A 15,321-nucleotide genomic window follows, 5' to 3' on the forward strand; every position below is an offset into this window, starting at 1 on the left:
GCGTTCCCTTCAACGTCGTAGTGGATCACAAGGGTTTCCTCAGCGAGGCGATCGCTGCGTCGGGTTAGCGACCGAACTTCCGGTAGACCGCGTAGCCGCCGAGCACGACCCCAAGGACCACGCCTATGGGGAAGAACGCGGACATGTCGAGCCACCGGTCCAGCAACCACCCGAGACCGCCATAGATCGCCATCCCGGCGAGCAGATAGCTGGGGACTGACCACATGGCATCGGAGAAGTCGCGACCGTCGTGTTCCGGTCGGCGTTCCTGTGCGCTCATCGCGGCCCCGACGATAGCAGGCGAGTGGAGGACTAGTCATATCGGACCCCATCCCTTTACCTGCCTCATGAGTCGCCCTTTCCGGGGACCGAGGCTTCGGGGTCGACGTAGAGCATCTTGGTCTTCATGAACGCGCGGACCTCGAACCCGGTCCAGACGAGCGTGCAGCCGACCACGGACCACGCGAAGGCCTGGGTGTTCCAGGCGGTGGTCTCACGGAAGGCGGTGAGCACCGCCATGATGGCGATGACCTTGACGAGGTAGCTGACCATGGCCGCGATCGCCATCATCTGCGGGGAGATGCGGGCGGCATAGGAGACCGCTACCACGCTGACGCTGAAGAAAACCCCGACGAGCAAGGTGCCGAGGGCCGCGCCGAGCGCTCCCTTGCCGCCCGCCACGAGGAAAGCGACGATGACCGCGACCACCCCGACCGCGAAGGTCGGAACAGCGGCGCTCTTGAGTACGCGCACGTCGTTGGCCTGCATCGGTGCTCCATCAGCATGTTGTCAAGCGAGCGTTTGCTACCTCCAGAACATGTGCGTCTGGAGGTCCCTGCTCGTGAAAGATATCACAAGCTCACGGAAGACCGCTTTTACCTGCCGTTTCTAGTTCCCGATCAAGGACGACTCGGAAATGCAGGAATGACCGGTTTGCCCTCGGCGCTCGCGCGTTCCTGCGAGGACGGGCCGCTCTGCGGCGGCATCTGCCGCCTGACCTCGGTGTCCGGCGGGATCGGCGGCATCGGGCCGGTGGGCGGGCCGTCGTCGTCGGGCTGCTTGTTGCGCGCGGCCGAGTGCGCACCGCCCCTGCCCCGCCAGCGCGGCGCCGCCATCAGGACGAGCACCGCCAGCGCCAGCACGATCACCACGACGAACAGCAGCACCGGCACGCCCTCGCGCGACATCGCCACCATGCCGAAGGCGAACAGGAACGCCCACGCGTACATGATCAGCACCGACCGGCGGTGCGAGTGGCCGATGTCCAGCAGCCGGTGGTGCAGGTGACCCCGGTCGGGGGCGAACGGCGACATGCCGTGGGACGTGCGCCGGACCACGGCGGTGATCAGGTCGATCAGCGGCAGGACCAGCACCGCCGCCGGCAGCATCAGCGGCAGCAGCACCGGGACCTTGTTCATGTCCTCGATGGCGGCCGGGTCGAGCGGCGTGACCGTGACGATCGACGAGGCGAGCACCAGCCCGATCAGCATCGCCCCGGTGTCGCCCATGAAGATCTTCGCGGGATGGAAGTTGTGCGGCAGGAAACCCAGGCACGTGCCGATGAGGACGGCCGCGATGGCCGCCGTCGTGGTGATGTTCCCCACGCTCATGCTCTGGGCCAGCAGGATCGAGTACGCCCACGTGGCCATGGCGGCGATGCACACGATGCCGGCCGCGAGCCCGTCGAGACCGTCGACGAAGTTCACGGCGTTGATGGTGACCACCACGATCATGATGGTGATGATCGTGCTCAGCGTGTAGTCGAGGCTGGTGGAGCCGCCCCAGTCCTTGGGCAGCGGGATGTAGAGCAGCCGCAGGTCGAAGTAGACCAGCACGCCCGCCGCCGCGATCTGCCCGCCGAGCTTGATGAAGGCGTCCATGCCCCACCAGTCGTCGAGGAAGCCGGTGAGCGTGATCAGGCCGCCCGCGACGATCAGCGCGGTGACCGCCTTGCCGTTGTACTCCGACAGCGCCTCGCCGGTGTGTTTCAGCTGGGTGGCGACCAGCAGGCCGACCACCAGGCCGCCGTACATGGCCAGGCCGCCGAGCCTCGGCGTCGGCGTGGTGTGCACGTCGCGCTCGCGAACCTCGGGCATGGCGCCGATGCGGATGGCGAAGCGGCGCACCAGCGGGACCAGCAGATACGTCACCGCTGCCGAGATGAGCGCCATGAACAGGTATTCGCGCACGGACCTAGTTTCCCGGATGCTCCGGCCAGCTGTGACCGGAAACCGACACAGACCAGCTTAATATTCGCTGAGATATGGCTGATGGATGGCGAGAAGCGCCGACACTCTTTCCCTGACCTCGGGCGCGACGGACGGATCGCGCACAGCGCGCGAGATCAGACTTCCCACCTCTTTCATCTCCCTCGGGCCCATGCCCTGCGTGGTCACGCACGGCGTGCCCACCCGGATCCCCGAGGTGACCGCCGCAGGCTCCGGATCGTACGGGATGACGTTGCGGTTGAGCGTGATCCCGGCGGCCGCGCAGCGCCGTTCGGCCTCGGCCCCGGACACGCCCAGCTCGCGCAGGTCGATCAGCGCCAGATGGGTGTCCGTGCCGCCCGTGACCGGACGCATGCCCTCCACGGCCAGCGCGTCGGCGAGCGTACGGGCGTTGGCGACGACGCGGCCCGCGTACTCGGCGAACTCCGGCCGCAGCGCCTCCCCGAACGCCACCGCCTTGGCCGCCACGGCGTGCATCAGCGGCCCTCCCTGCACGAACGGGAACACCGCCCGGTCGATCTTCGCGGCCAGTTCCTCCGTGCACAGGATCGCGCCGCCGCGCGGCCCGCGCAGCACCTTGTGGGTGGTCAGCGTCACGACGTCCGCGTACGGCACCGCCGACGGGATCACCCCACCCGCCATCAGCCCGATCGGGTGCGCCACGTCGGCGAGCAGCCACGCGCCCACCTCGTCTGCGATGCCGCGGAAGATCGAGAAGTCGATCAGCCTCGGGTACGCGGTCGCGCCGCACACGATCACCTTGGGCCGCCGCCGCAGCGCCAGGTCCCGCACCTCGTCGTAGTCGATGAGCTCGGTGTCGCGCCGCACGCCGTAGGAGGCGACGTCGAACCACCTCCCCGAGAAGTTCACCTTCGAGCCGTGCGTGAGGTGGCCGCCGTGCGGGAGCGCCATGGCGAGCATGGTGTCGCCCGGCTGGAGCAGCGCGGCGTAGGCGGCCAGGTTGGCGGTGGCCCCGGAATGCGGCTGGACGTTGGCGTGCTCGGCCCCGAACAGCCTGCGCGCCCGCTCGACGGCCAGGCGTTCGGCCCGGTCGACCACCTCGCAGCCGCCGTAGTAGCGCCTGCCGGGGTAGCCCTCGGCGTACTTGTTGGTGAGGGTGGAACCCAGGGCGGCCATGACGGCCGGGGAGGTGAAGTTCTCGCCGGCGATCAGCTGGATGCCGGCGCGGACCCGTTCGAGCTCGTCGAGCAGCACCTGCGCCAGCTCGGGATCCTGCCGTCGCAACTGCCCGAAGTCGGGACCGTAGTAGGGCTCACCACCCATCCCTCCACTGTACGACCGCATGCCCGATTTGCCCAGGTAGAAGGCCCGTGGCGGTCGTTGTCTCGTCCGGGGTGGTTGCGCGTGGCGGTCGTTGTCCGCCAGGGGCGGTTGCGCGTGGCGGTGGTCGTTCGCCGGGCCGCTCCCCGTGAGGACCCTTGGCTTTGAGGACCCTCACCCGTGAGGGCCGTTGCCCATGGGAGCCGTCATCTGGGAGGGCCGTCGTTCGCGGAGACGGGCGCCTGCGGGGGGCGCCTGCGGGTCAGGGGAAGGCGTGCGGTGCGCCGGTCTGGCTGGGGATCCATCTCGGGGTGTCGTCGGCCTCATCGCTGATCGCGGTGAGCACGGAGTGGCGGTAGATGGCCAGCTTGGACCGCCATTCCCGGATGTCCTGCACATAGCGCTCGCCGACCGGGGCGTCCCAGGTCTGCGGGCTCTTGGCCAGTGTGTACGCCTTGTCCAGGGCCGTGCTGAGCTTCTCCAACACGGGCATGACGGTGTTCCAGGCGGTGATGAGACGTTCGTAGTCCGGGTTGAACTCGTAGGCCAGCGGCTGGTTGTCCAGCGGGCCCGCCGCGGTGACGGGGGGCATCTCGTCCCTGCTCCTGGGCCTGGGGGCGGGCGGGTCGACGTACATCACGCACTCCTTCCCGGCGTCCCGGAGTCGATCTCACCTGCCGGACCGTCCGGTCTGATGTCCTCGGGCATCCATTCGCCCTTGCCGTACTCGCCGGGCGGAACCTCCACGGACGGCATGTCGAGCGGCTGAATGTCGCGGGCGTCCTGGATCAGCGTCCTGAGCACGTCCTCCCCGGCGTCGGGCAACTCCACCGCCACAACCCCGTCACCCACACTCACCCACTTCCCGCCATGGCCGCCGCCGCCGACATCCAACCCCTGCACCCCACCGCCGACGCCATGACCGGTTGCACCGTGACCACCCGCCCCGTGACCACCCGCCCCGTGACCGCTGGCACCGTGATGAGCATTCACGCCGTAAGCACCTGCACCACCGTCCGCCGCCGTAGCCGTCGCACCACCTGCGCTCGCGCCCCCTGCTCCCCCAGCCGGTACGTCGCCTCCAGGAGGTACGGCCGCCCCTCCCCCCGGCGCCGTAGGCGGAATCCGCACCCCGGCGGAAGCATCACCACGCCCATCCCCACCTCCATCGGCAGTACCACCACCGCCCCGACCAGCCTCGACGCCGCCACCATCAGAACGGCCCGCATCCGCTGCGCCACCATCAGAGCGACCGGCATCGGTTGCCCCACCGCCGGTCCCGCCATCGGCGCGTCCGCCATCCGCGCCACCGGAGCCCCCACCGACGTCACGACCAACGTTCGTAGCACCGCCATCAGCCCGAGCCCCGTCAGCTTCCCCACCGCGGCCATAGCCGCCGCCATCAGTGCCGCCGACGTCACGACCGCCATTCGTGGCGCCCCCATCAGCCCGAACCCCGTCGGAACGCGCACCATCAGCGTTGCCGCCACCGGCGTCACGGCTGCCGTTCGCGTCCTTGCCGTCCGCGCAGGCGCCGCCGTCAGCGCGGACGGTACCCGCGGCGCCCCCCTCGGAGCGACCAGTGTCCGTTGTGCCGCCATGGGAGCGACCGGTGTCCGTTGTGCCGCCATGGGAGCGACCGGTGTCGGTAGTACCGCCGTCCGAGCGGCCGGTGTCCGCGGTGCCGCCGTCGGAGCGGCCGGTGTCGCTGTTCGCGACGCCGGTGGATCCGTCGGTTCGGCCCGTGCCGTGGTCCGTGTGGCCATTTGTGCCGTCGGCTTGACCGGTGTCGCCGATGGGCTGGGTGCCGGTGCCGGTGGTGGCGTCGGGGCGGGTTTGGGTGGAGGAAGCGCCGTCGGGGTAGGTGCCGTGGGCGTTGCCCGCGCCTCCGGGAGTGCCGTAGTGACCGCTCTCGCCTGCCGCGGTGCCGGCGTGCGAGCCCGTGTCCCCTGCGGTGCCGACGTGGGAGCCCGCGGCCTCTGATGTGCCGACGTGGGTGTCCGGGAGTCCTGGTGTGTCGTAGGGGTGGCGGCCGGTGGTGCCGGGGGTGGTGGTCGAGGGGTCGGTGCCGCCCTCTCCTGCCGGCACCGACAGCCCTTCGCCCCCGCCCGCCGTCGCCCCGGCGCCATCGGCGTGCACCGTCGGCATGTCGGCGGGCTGCACGTTGTCGACGTTCTTGAGCAGGGACTCCAGTTGTTCGGCCGTGGGCGGGTCGATGGGGACCTGGAGAACCTTCACGCCGTCGACCACCACGACCTGGGGCTTGTGCGCGTCGGCCGGTCGGTCGCCGGCGGGGACGTCGGTCGTGCCGGTGTCGGCTTCCGCTCCCCGGTCGCGCCTGCTGTCCTGGTCGGCGGCCTTCGGATCGTCGACGGACGAGGTGTCGCCGGGCCGGGTGTCGGTTCCGCGAGGGTCGTTCGTGCGGGTCCCGGTGTCCTTGTCGGTGTCGTCGCACGACTTGCCGTCACCGTCGGCCTTGGCGTCGTCGCCGGTCTTGGTGCCATCGCCGGTCTTCGGGCTGTCGCCCGCTTTGTGCCCGTCGCCCGTCTTGGTGTCGTGGTCCTTCGGCGTGGGTGGTTCCGTGGGCTTCGGGTCGTGGTCCTTCGGGGCGGGTGGGTCGGCGGGCTTGGTGTCGGGGGCTTTCGAAGGTGGCTCGGTGGGTTTCGGGTCGTGGTCCTTCGAGGCGTCGGGGTGTTTGGGGGTGGCAGGGGTCGGGTCGTCGGCGCGGGGGTTGTCGTACTTGTCGTTGCGGGTGCCCGGCAGTTCCTTGGGCTCGTCGTCCTTGCCGCCGCCCGTCTTCGACGTGTCGCCCGGCTTCCCGTCGGCGCGCTTCTCCAGGACGGCCAGCCGCGCGTTGACGTCCTTGACCATGTGATCGGCGGAGTCGGCCACCTGGACCGGACGATGGGTGCTCCGCGTGGACAGCCCGGCACGGCTCATCACCGCTCTGACCTGGTCCTCGGCCGTACGCAGCACCGAGGACGCGTGCTTGACCTCGGTCAGCAGGTCACGGACCAGCTGCGGATCCATGCCGTCGAACTTGCCCATGGGCCACTCCCGGACGTGTCGCCGTTCCGGGACTCACCGTAATCGTGTCCGAGGCACCGCCGCAGCCGGGATAAAAAGACGGTATACGTCAGTCGTCGGTGGCGACGTAACCGATGATGCCGCGCAGCTTCTCCACCGGGATCGCGCCGCGGCGCAGCAGGCGGGGCACCGCCGTGGTGAGGTCGAGGATGGTGGAGGGCGTGTTGTCGGTGGTCTTGCCGCCGTCGAGGTAGACCGCGACCGAGTCGCCGAGCTGCTCCTGGGCCTCCTCCGCCGTCGTCGCCGCGGGGGCGCCGGAGCGGTTGGCGCTGGAGACGGCCATCGGGCCGGTCTCCTTGAGCAGGTCGAGCGCGACCGGGTGGAGCGGCATGCGGACCGCGACCGTGCCCTTGGTGTCCCCCAGGTCCCAGGAAAGGGCCCTGTTGGCCCTGCAGACCAGCGTGAGCGGCCCGGGCCAGAAGGCGTCGATGAGATCCTGCCCATAGGGCCCGAGGTCGTCCACGAGCGCTGTGGCGGCTCTGACGGTGCCCACGAGGACGGGCGGAGGCATGTCGCGGCCGCGCCCCTTGGCGTCGAGCAGCGCGGTGACGGCCGGCGGCATGAACGCGTCGGCGCCGATGCCGTAGACGGTGTCGGTCGGCAGCACGACCAGCTCGCCGCGGCGCACGGCGGTGGCGGCCTCGATCAGGCCCTCGGCGCGCTGGTCGAGGTCGGAGCAGTCAAAGCGTCTTCCCACGGCGTGCATCCTAGTCCTGGCCGAGTCTGGCCGTGACGAAGCGGTCCCTTCGGGTGAGGTCCTGGCGCAGGCGGACGTCGCGCCAACCGTTGTCCTCGGGGAAGGTCAGGTAGACGGCCCTGCCCTGCTCGTCGGCGTGTTCGACGGCCACCCAGCCGCCGGGGCGCAGCAGGCGGCGGGCGGTGCGTTCGACCGCGCGCACCTCGCCCAGCCCGTCGTCGCCGGAGCCGTACAGGGCCCTGGAGGGGTCGTAGTCGCGGACCTCGGGGTCGCGCGGGATGGCGCCGGGCGGGATGTACGGCGGGTTGGAGATCACCAGGTCGACCTTGCCGTTGAGCTCGGGAAGGGCTCCGGCGAGGTCTTCCGGGTGCAGGTGCGTACGCCCCTGGCCCAGCTCGGAGATGTTGCGCTTGGCCCAGGTGTAGGCCGCCGGGTCGACCTCGACGGCGTGCACCTCGGCGAGCGCGACCTCCTGGGCGATCGACAGCGCGATGGCCCCCGAGCCGGTGCCGAGGTCGACGACGAGCGGGGCCGTCACGTCCATGGCGCGCAGAGTCTCGATCGCCCACCCGGCCATGACCTCGGTCTCCGGCCGCGGCACGAACACGCCGGGGCCGACCGCCAGTTCCAGGTAACGGAAGTAGGCGTGGCCGGTGATGTGCTGCAGCGGCTCACGCGCCTCGCGCCGGGCGACGCCCTCCCAGAACAGCGCGTCGAAGTCGGAGTCCTTGACCGTGTGGAGCTCGCTCCTGCGCACGCCGTGGACGAACGCCGCGATCTCCTCCGCGTCGGTGCGCGGCGAAGGCACACCTGCCTCGGCCAGCCGGGCGGTGGCTAGAGCGATCTCGTCCAGCAGAAATGTCATGAGTGTTGTGCGAGCTTCTCCGCCATCTCGGCGTCGATGAGTGCCTGGGTGACGGCGGTGAGCTCGCCGTCGAGAACCTGGTCGAGGTTATACGCCTTGAAGCCTACGCGGTGGTCGGAAATCCGGTTCTCGGGAAAGTTGTACGTGCGGATGCGCTCGGAACGGTCGACCGTGCGAACCTGCGACTTGCGCTCGGCCTGCGCCGCGGCGTCGGCCTGCTCCTGGGCCACGGCCAGCAGGCGGGCACGCAGGATGCGCATCGCCGACTCCTTGTTCTGGAGCTGGCTCTTCTCGTTCTGGCAGGAGACGACCACGCCCGTGGGCAGGTGGGTGATGCGGACGGCCGAGTCGGTCGTGTTGACGCTCTGGCCGCCGGGACCGCTGGAGCGGTAGACGTCGATGCGCAGGTCGTTGGGGTCGATCTGGACCTCGACCTCCTCCGCCTCCGGGTAGACCAGCACGCCCGCGGCGCTCGTGTGGATGCGGCCCTGGGACTCGGTGACGGGCACCCGCTGCACGCGGTGGACGCCGCCCTCGAACTTGAGCCTGGACCACACGCCCTCGTCGCCCTTGGCCTTGATGCCGACCGTGACGTCCTTGTAGCCGCCGAGGTCGGAGGGCTGGGTGTCGATGATCTCGGTCTTCCAGCCCAGGCGCTCGGCGTACCGGAGGTACATGCGCAGCAGGTCGCCGGCGAACAGCGCGGACTCCTCGCCGCCCTCGCCCGCCTTGATCTCCATGATGATGTCTTTGTCATCGTTGGGGTCGCGCGGGATGAGCAGGTGCCTGAGCTTCTCCTCAAGCTGCGGGATGCGCTCTTCGAGCTCGGCCGCCTCGGCGGCGAACGCCTCGTCCTCGCCGGCCAGTTCCTTGGCCGCGGTCAGGTCGTCGCGGGCGGAGTCGAGCTCGCGGTAGGTGCTGACGATCGGGGTGAGCTGGCTGTAGCGCCGGCCGAAGGTGCGGGCCTTGTTCTGGTCGGCGTGCACGGCGGGGTCGGCAAGCTGCAGCTCCAGCTCGGAATACTCCTTGAGCAACTCGTCGAGGTTCACCGTGGGTCCTTCAGTGGTTTGAATGCCGTTTCACCAAGAACGCCGACCCGGCGCACGTGGTGCGGGCCGGGTCGGCGTCGGTGAAGCTACTTGCCCGTGGCCTTCTTGCCGAAGCGCTTCTCGAAGCGAGCCACCCGGCCGCCGGTGTCGAGGATCTTCTGCTTGCCCGTGTAGAACGGGTGGCAGGCGGAGCACACGTCGGCGTGGATGACGCCGTTCTTCGCGGTGCTGCGGGTCGTGAACGTGTTCCCGCAGGAGCAGGAGACCTGCGTCACGTGGTAATCGGGGTGGATGTCGGGCTTCATGGCTGTCCTTTCGGGCTGCGGCCGCCGGGTCGCCTTCACGCATGGCGTGAACCGGAACCGCAAAATGGTCAGCTACCAGTGTGCCAGATCGTGCAACCTCCCCAGGCCATGAGGCATTCCCACGATCTTCATGACGCGGCCGCACGCGTCACACTAGGCTCCCACGCACAAACTATCACTTTCCCCTCAAATGGGACTTAGCCAAAGGATCACCCAACTGATGAAGAGAAGGGTGCGGCTGCTCCTCGCGGCCGCCACGGGGGCCGCCGTTCTCCTCGGAGGCGCCGGTCTCTCGGCCACCGGCGCGTCGGCCTCGGCGTACGCGCTGGCGGACGACTTCACGGGAGACGCGTCGGCGAACGCGTACATCCCCCTGGAGAAGGACGTCGACGCGACCGTCACGCTCAAGCTCAAGAACCCGGACACCGTCACCGGCGTGACCGGGACCATCGAGCCGCCCGGCAAGACGGCCAAGACGGTGACGTTCGACTTCACGCCGAGCACGCCGAGCACGTCCACCCCCACCGCCACGCCGACCACCACGCCGTCCCCTGTCGCCGACAAGACGATCACCGGCAAGTGGACGATCGGCAAGGACGACCCGGCGGGCGACTGGAAGCTCACCGTCAACGTCGCCCGGTCGGGCGGGAGCAGCCCGAGCACCTTCACCGTCAAGGTCTCCGGCAAGCAGGGCATCTCCGGCGCGAACGTCACGCCCGACCCGGTCCAGCTCGTCAAGGGCAGGGACACCAAGGTCACGGTCGAGGCGTCGGTGAAGGACGCGGGCACGGTCTCGGCCAAGCTCGTCAGCGACACCACCAGCGAGTACTACGACCTCGGTGAGCTGGCCAAGGAGTCGGACACCTACTACCGGGGCGTCACGTACTTCACCGACGACACCACCGAGGGCTCCTGGACCCTTGAGGTGTACGCCACCCGCGGCGGCCAGACGCTCAAGGGCGAGGCGTCGTTCTCGGTCGTCGCCCCGACCGGCGGCGCGTCGAAGAAGGTCAAGACCCGGGTGACGATCTCGGCCCCGAACAAGGTCACCAAGGGCCGCGCGTTCAAGGTGTACGGCAAGGTCTACCGCGGCACCAAGGCGTACAAGGGCAAGATCGTCGAGGTGTACTTCAAGACCAAGGGCACCAAGACGTACAAGTTCATGGGTTACGCCAAGGCCACCTCGACCGGCAAGTACAGCAAGACGTTCAAGGGCAAGAAGGACGGCTACTTCCAGGTCAAGGTGCCCGGCACGAGCAAGACGCGCACCTCCCTGTCGCCGCAGGAGTTCGTGGACGTCAGGTAGCGGGTACGGCCCGCATCCCCAACCCCGGGTGCAGGCCGTATCAGCGACCCAGGTACGTCAGGACGGCGAGTACCCGCCGATGGTCCTCGGGCGCCGGCCCGAGGGCCAGCTTGGTGAAGATGCCGGACACGTGTTTCTCCACCGCGCCTTCGGTGACGACCAGCCTGGAGGCGATGGCGGTGTTCGAACGGCCCTCGGCCATCAGGGCCAGGACCTCGCGCTCCCGGGGGGAGAGCAGGTCGAGCGGCGCGCCCCTGCGCCTGCGGCTGAGCAGTTGCACGACGACCTCCGGGTCGACGACCGTGCCGCCCGCCGCCACCTGGCGCACCGCCTCCATGAACTCGGCCACGTCGGCCACCCGCTCCTTCAGCAGGTAGCCGACGGCGCGGCCGATCAGCTCGCCCGCGTAACGCTCCTCGACGTACTGGGACAGCACCAGGATCGGGAAGTCGGGCCGGGCCGCGCGGACCCTCAGCGCCGCCTTCAGCCCCTCGTCGGTGTGGGTGGGCGGCATGCGCACGTCGACGATCGCCAGGTCGGGCTCGTGTTCGAGGACCGCGGCCACCAGCGCCGGCCCGTCGGACACGGCGGCCACGGTCTCGAAGCCGCCGTCGGCGAGCAGCCGCGCCAGCCCCTCGCGTAACAGTACGGAATCCTCGGCGATGACCACGCGCATGAGCACATGACTACCATTCGCAGGGCAGCTCCGCGCGCACGATCGTCGGCCCGCCGACGGGGCTGTGCAGCACGAGCACGCCGTCGATGGTGGCCGCCCGGTCGGCCAGCCCCGACAGGCCGCCGCCCGGCGTGACGAGGGCGCCGCCGATGCCGTTGTCCCACACGTCCACGACCACGCCGCGGTCGTCCCTGAACACCGCCACCGACGCCTCCGTCGCGCCCGAGTGCTTGGCCAGGTTGGTCAGGGCCTCGGCGACGATGAAGTACGCGATGCTCTCCACCGCCGGGGGCGGCCGTTCGGACAGCTCGACGGAGACGTCCACGTGCACCGGGGCCCGCGCGGCCAGCCCCGACAGTGCCGCGTCGAGCCCGCGGTCGGTGAGGATGGCCGGATGGATGCCGCGGGCGAGGTTGCGCAGCTCGGCGATGGCCGCCTTCGTGCCCGCGTGGGCCTGCACGATCAGCGTCCTGGCCGCCTCCGGCTCGGTGTCGAACTTGGCCTGCGCCCGTCCGAGGTCCACCGCCACCGACAGCAGCCGCTGCTGCGCGCCGTCGTGCAGGTCGCGCTCGATCCTGCGGCGTTCGGCCTCGGCCGCGTCGATGCCCCTGGCCCTGCTGGCCCGCAGCCGCTCCTCCTCGCTGCCGCCGAGCAGCACCGTGGCGAGCGTGCCGTGCAACCAGGCCATCCCCCGTACGAGATAGGCCGTCACGACGAGCAGCAGCACCCCGAACGCGCCCGCCACCAGCGCGCCCGTCCAGTCGTCGATGACCAGGCCGCTGCGCACGTCGCCCAGGACGTACAGGACGCGTGCGAAGGGCGCGAGCAGCAGCATCCCCGTGGCCGTCCACAACGCGACCGACAACGCGGACTCGACCAGGCCCAGCGGCACCAGCATGAGGAGGTAGCCGAGGTCCTGCCAGGTGGCCTTGTCACCCAGCAGCCAGGTGAGGTGCGCCAGCAGCCCGCCCTCGGGCCTGCTCCGGTACGGGTCCGCGATCCGCACCCCGAACGCCGCCCCCATCAGCCGCCGCTCCAGCATCGCCCCGCCGCGCCACATCAGCACGGCCGCCATCGTCAGCGGCAACCCCACCCAGACGATCACCAGCGGCACCGCGACCGTCGTCGCCAGAGCCACGACGACGAACCAGGCCACCCCGAACCCCGCGCTGACCAGCAGGTACGGAGCCGCGCGCCAGGTCATGGGGTCCACCAGCACCCCTAACGGCCCCATCGGCCCGAACCGCACCCTGTCCTTCAGCCTCACCGATCGCATGCCTCCAGCCTGCCCGGCGGCGCGGGCGGGGTGAATGGAGCAGGCGTCCGGTCCACGGGTGGGGTTAACCCCACCCCTTCGGCCCCGCGCGAACGCGAAAGGGGCGGCGGGGAGAACTCCCCACCGCCCCTCAAGGCGCGCGGCCGCTAGTCGCGGTCGTTGCTCACCGTGGTCTTCTGGACCTGCATGAGGAACTCGGCGTTGGACTTGGTCTCCTTCATCTTCTCCAGGAGAAGCTCCAGAGCCTGCTGCATGTCCAGAGCGTGCAGCACCCGCCGCAGCTTCCAGACGATCTGCAGCTCGTCCTTGCCCATGAGGATCTCTTCCTTACGCGTGCCGGACGCGTCGACGTCGACCGCGGGGAAGATGCGCTTGTCGGCCAGGGAGCGGTTGAGCTTGAGCTCCATGTTGCCGGTGCCCTTGAACTCCTCGAAGATGACCTCGTCCATCTTGGACCCGGTCTCGACCAGGGCCGTGGCGAGGATCGTCAGCGAGCCGCCGTTCTCGATGTTGCGGGCGGCGCCGAAGAAGCGCTTGGGCGGGTAGAGCGCCGTGGAGTCGACACCACCCGACAGGATACGACCGGAGGCCGGGGCCGCCAGGTTGTAGGCACGGCCGAGTCGCGTGATCGAGTCGAGCAGGACGACCACGTCGTGACCCAGCTCCACCAGGCGCTTGGCGCGCTCGATGGCCAGCTCCGCGACCGTGGTGTGGTCCTCGGCCGGACGGTCGAAGGTCGAGTGGATGACCTCGCCCTTGACCGACCGCTGCATGTCGGTGACCTCTTCGGGACGCTCGTCCACGAGCACGACCATCAGGTGGCACTCGGGGTTGTTGCGGGTGATCGCGTTGGCGATCGCCTGCAGCACCATCGTCTTGCCGGCCTTCGGCGGCGAGACGATCAGACCGCGCTGGCCCTTGCCGATCGGCGAGACGAGGTCGATGATCCGCGTGGTGAGGATGTTGTGCTCGGTCTCCAGGCGCAGGCGCTCCTGCGGGTAGAGCGGCGTCAGCTTGTTGAAGTCGGGCCGGTTGCGGGCCTGCTCCGGGTCCATGCCGTTGACGGTGTCGAGGCGGACGAGGGCGTTGAACTTCTCGCGGCGCTCGCCGTCGCGCGGCTGGCGCACCGCGCCGGTGATGACGTCGCCCTTGCGCAGGCCGTTGCGGCGGATCTGGGCCAGCGAGACGTAGACGTCGTTGCTGCCCGGCAGGTAGCCGCTGGTCCTGACGAACGCGTAGTTGTCGAGGATGTCGAGGATGCCGGCGATCGGGATGAGCACGTCGTCGTCGCCGATGACGGGCTCGGTGCTGTCGAAGCGGTCACGGCCGCGGCCGCGGTTGCGCTCACGGAAACGGCCCCTGCGGCCACGGCCGCTGCCGTCGTCGTCGACGCCGCCGCGCTGGTCACCGCGCTGGTCGCCACGCTGGTCACCGCGCTGGTCACCGCGCTGGTCACCGCGCTGGTCACCGCGCTGGTCACCGCGCTGGTCGCCACGCTGGTCACCGCGCTGGTCGCCACGGCCGCTCTCGGCGCGGCCGCCCTCACCGCGGTCGGCACGGTCACCGCGGTCGCTGCGCTCACTGCGCTCGCCACGGTCACCGCGGTCACTGCGGTCGCCGCGGTCACTGCGCTCGCCACGCTCGCGGCGCTCGCCGCGGCTGCGCCGCTCGCGACGGCTCTCACGCTCGCCCCGCGTGTCGGCCTGACCGGCGTCCACGACCTGGGCCTGCTGCTCGACGGCCGGCTCGGCCGGCGCGGCCACGGGCTCGGGGGCCGCGGCCACCGGCTCGGCGGCCTGCGGTGCGGCCTCCTCGGCGGGCTTGGTGCGGGAACGTTCCCTGCGCGTACGGGTGGGCCGCTCGGCCACGGGAGGCGCCGCCTCCGTCGTGACGGGCGCAGCCTCCACCGCGGGTGCCGCCGGAGCGCCGTCTCCGGAGGCGCCACCCTGCTTCTCCTGGATGGCCGCGATGAGCTGGCTCTTCCGCATGCGCCCGGTGCCGCTGATGCCCAGCTCAGCGGCCATCTTCTGCAGCTCGGGCAGCACCTTGGCGGACAGGCCGGTGCCGGAGCGACGCGCACGAGGCTTGGCCGCGGCGCGGGTGGGGGTGTCGCCGGACGCGGGCTGAACGCCTGGTGCGTCGGAGAGGAGTTCGGTGGTGTCGCTCAACTAAAAGGTCCTTCCCAGGGGTCGGGCGCCGGTTTTGTTCTGCCGGGCGTCCCGGAGGTGCTTGCGACCCGGCGGGACAGACCGGGTCGGGGTGCACGTTGCGATCTTCGGCTGTCGCGGACGGCCGCCACTCTTGGGGAGGGGTTCGTCCAGGCCGCCACAGGACCGTGGCGCGTGGCTGACACCCCCCAGATTGCTGTCGCCAACCAGATGTCGATGTGCGTCGAACGCGCAGGTCCCCGTCGTCGCCGCCTCACGTTGAGCCAACCGGGTGTGGGCCAACCGGAGGCAACGGATTCCGGGGAGACAGCCGCGCTGCTCACGCCTCGCGACGTGAAACATGATGCAGCGATGTATGGCTGACAAGCACGCACCCACCAAGG

14 protein-coding genes are annotated in these 15,321 nt (G+C 70.1%); 1 reads left to right on the forward strand and 13 read right to left on the reverse strand.

Going from position 1 to position 15,321, the window contains the following annotated elements:
- Positions 1–64: 64 nt before the first annotated feature.
- The 10 genes from AB0J97_RS16370 to rpmE form a co-directional block, all read right to left on the reverse strand.
- Entirely contained in the window at positions 65–280 is a 216-nt protein-coding gene (locus tag AB0J97_RS16370; RefSeq protein WP_357695095.1) for an AtpZ/AtpI family protein, read from the reverse strand.
- A 65-nt stretch (positions 281–345) separates the two neighbouring features.
- Complete coding sequence (locus tag AB0J97_RS16375) at positions 346–768, reverse strand: hypothetical protein (RefSeq protein WP_364089035.1); 423 nt, start codon at positions 766–768, stop codon at positions 346–348.
- A gap of 131 nt (positions 769–899) precedes the next feature.
- Positions 900–2,189 (reverse strand): MraY family glycosyltransferase, encoded by a 1,290-nt coding sequence (locus tag AB0J97_RS16380; RefSeq protein WP_364089038.1) that lies wholly within the window; start codon positions 2,187–2,189, stop codon positions 900–902.
- Positions 2,190–2,246: 57 nt separating this feature from the next.
- Entirely contained in the window at positions 2,247–3,512 is a 1,266-nt protein-coding gene (gene glyA / locus AB0J97_RS16385) for a serine hydroxymethyltransferase (protein WP_364089041.1), read from the reverse strand.
- Between the two features lie 259 nt (positions 3,513–3,771).
- A complete protein-coding gene (locus AB0J97_RS16390) occupies positions 3,772–4,146 on the reverse strand; it encodes a hypothetical protein (RefSeq protein ID WP_364089044.1) in 375 nt (124 codons plus the stop codon).
- Positions 4,146–6,557 (reverse strand): hypothetical protein, encoded by a 2,412-nt coding sequence (locus tag AB0J97_RS16395; protein ID WP_364089047.1) that lies wholly within the window; start codon positions 6,555–6,557, stop codon positions 4,146–4,148. The genes AB0J97_RS16390 and AB0J97_RS16395 overlap by 1 nt, the downstream gene beginning before the upstream one ends.
- Positions 6,558–6,645: 88 nt before the next feature.
- Entirely contained in the window at positions 6,646–7,293 is a 648-nt protein-coding gene (locus AB0J97_RS16400) for an L-threonylcarbamoyladenylate synthase (RefSeq protein WP_364089049.1), read from the reverse strand.
- A 10-nt stretch (positions 7,294–7,303) separates the two neighbouring features.
- Positions 7,304–8,158 carry a peptide chain release factor N(5)-glutamine methyltransferase gene (gene prmC / locus AB0J97_RS16405; RefSeq protein WP_364089052.1) on the reverse strand — a complete coding sequence of 285 codons (855 nt, stop codon included), beginning with the start codon at positions 8,156–8,158 and terminating at the stop codon, positions 7,304–7,306.
- Positions 8,155–9,207: a peptide chain release factor 1 gene (prfA, locus tag AB0J97_RS16410; RefSeq protein ID WP_357695079.1), complete on the reverse strand. Its 1,053-nt coding sequence runs from the start codon at positions 9,205–9,207 to the stop codon at positions 8,155–8,157. Before prfA ends, prmC begins: the two co-directional genes overlap by 4 nt.
- A gap of 86 nt (positions 9,208–9,293) precedes the next feature.
- Positions 9,294–9,512: a 50S ribosomal protein L31 gene (rpmE, locus tag AB0J97_RS16415; RefSeq protein WP_352320396.1), complete on the reverse strand. Its 219-nt coding sequence runs from the start codon at positions 9,510–9,512 to the stop codon at positions 9,294–9,296.
- Between the two features lie 220 nt (positions 9,513–9,732).
- Here rpmE and AB0J97_RS16420 point away from each other — a divergent pair, with 220 nt between their 5' ends.
- Positions 9,733–10,818, forward strand: a complete 1,086-nt coding sequence (locus AB0J97_RS16420; protein ID WP_357695077.1) for a hypothetical protein — start codon at positions 9,733–9,735, stop codon at positions 10,816–10,818.
- A gap of 40 nt (positions 10,819–10,858) precedes the next feature.
- Here the strand turns inward: AB0J97_RS16420 and AB0J97_RS16425 are convergent, their stop codons facing one another.
- The 3 genes from AB0J97_RS16425 to rho form a co-directional block, all read right to left on the reverse strand.
- Complete coding sequence (locus AB0J97_RS16425; RefSeq protein WP_357695075.1) at positions 10,859–11,494, reverse strand: response regulator transcription factor; 636 nt, start codon at positions 11,492–11,494, stop codon at positions 10,859–10,861.
- 10 nt (positions 11,495–11,504) lie between these two features.
- Positions 11,505–12,770, reverse strand: a complete 1,266-nt coding sequence (locus AB0J97_RS16430; RefSeq protein ID WP_364089057.1) for a sensor domain-containing protein — start codon at positions 12,768–12,770, stop codon at positions 11,505–11,507.
- Positions 12,771–12,916: 146 nt separating this feature from the next.
- Complete coding sequence (gene rho, locus AB0J97_RS16435) at positions 12,917–14,938, reverse strand: transcription termination factor Rho (protein WP_364089060.1); 2,022 nt, start codon at positions 14,936–14,938, stop codon at positions 12,917–12,919.
- Positions 14,939–15,321 lie beyond the last annotated feature (383 nt).

Source organism: Nonomuraea sp. NPDC049607, assembly GCF_040675375.1.
Lineage (GTDB): Bacteria > Actinomycetota > Actinomycetes > Streptosporangiales > Streptosporangiaceae > Nonomuraea.